The 926-nt window shown below is 37.6% G+C and carries 1 pseudogene; it reads right to left on the reverse strand.

From position 1 onward, the window contains the following. Positions 1-167 precede the first annotated feature (167 nt). Positions 168-926 (reverse strand): annotated as a pseudogene (locus AB4496_RS26900) (hypothetical protein); the annotation flags it as partial.

Below are 926 nucleotides of genomic sequence, written 5' to 3' on the forward strand. Positions count from 1 at the left end.
ATATCAATGGCTGAACAAAACCAAGCTGAGAAAATTGAGATCGCTTAGGCACTTTCGATAAAGCAAAGCTAAATTGCGATTAACCAAAACTAAAAATCCAGTGTCTTGTAGACACTGGATTTTTTATTGCATACGGATTATCTAGATTTACTCGGTATCGACGGGCTTTACTTACAAGTGTTTTTTGACCAGTTCACACCATCATTTGAACACTCAAACAGACTTGTCCCATTCTGGTAATAATAACCTCTAGTCCAGTTACCTTGAGAATCTTTAGACGTTATCGTCTGAGTATAATCAAAAGGTGTATTTTCAATGTGCGCATATTTATGACGAGTCCAACTATCTGAACCGTGTGCAGTGTTCTCATTGAAATCAACTGATAGATAGTTTAATACATCAAAGTCGCTTCGTGAGATATTAGATAAAGTATCACCTAAATTGACCCACTCAGGGTAAGGAGCATTTGAACCATAATGGTACTTCACCTGAGTTTGAGTAAACTGGTCTTTATAATCACCAACAACATCTGACGTTAAAGTTTGGCTAAATCCATTACCCACACTTTGAGTGGAACAGCTTTCCCAATCAGGCTGTTGAGACCAACCACTATTCTTTACACCAAAGGTGGTTAGTGAATTGGGTTGCACCTGTTGTTTAATTGTTTCCTGAACTGAACACGAGTGCTGCGTTCCATCACTGCTCAATGAAAACCAAGCTTCCTTGTCATATTCCAAACCATTTTTCTTCTGGCTATTACGCTCAATGTGCTTATTTAATTCTAGTTCTGTTTGTAGATCAGCTGACACTTCATGTTCAATAACAATCAGCTTGTCAGCGGTCATCACTGTTTTAACTTTATACCACTTATTAATTTCGTTCTTTTTAGAATAGTCCCAATGCTCCCAATAATAATCAACATAGGC

The sequence above is a fragment of the Vibrio sp. 10N.222.46.A1 genome (assembly GCF_041473595.1).
GTDB classification, from domain to species: domain Bacteria; phylum Pseudomonadota; class Gammaproteobacteria; order Enterobacterales; family Vibrionaceae; genus Vibrio; species Vibrio tasmaniensis_A.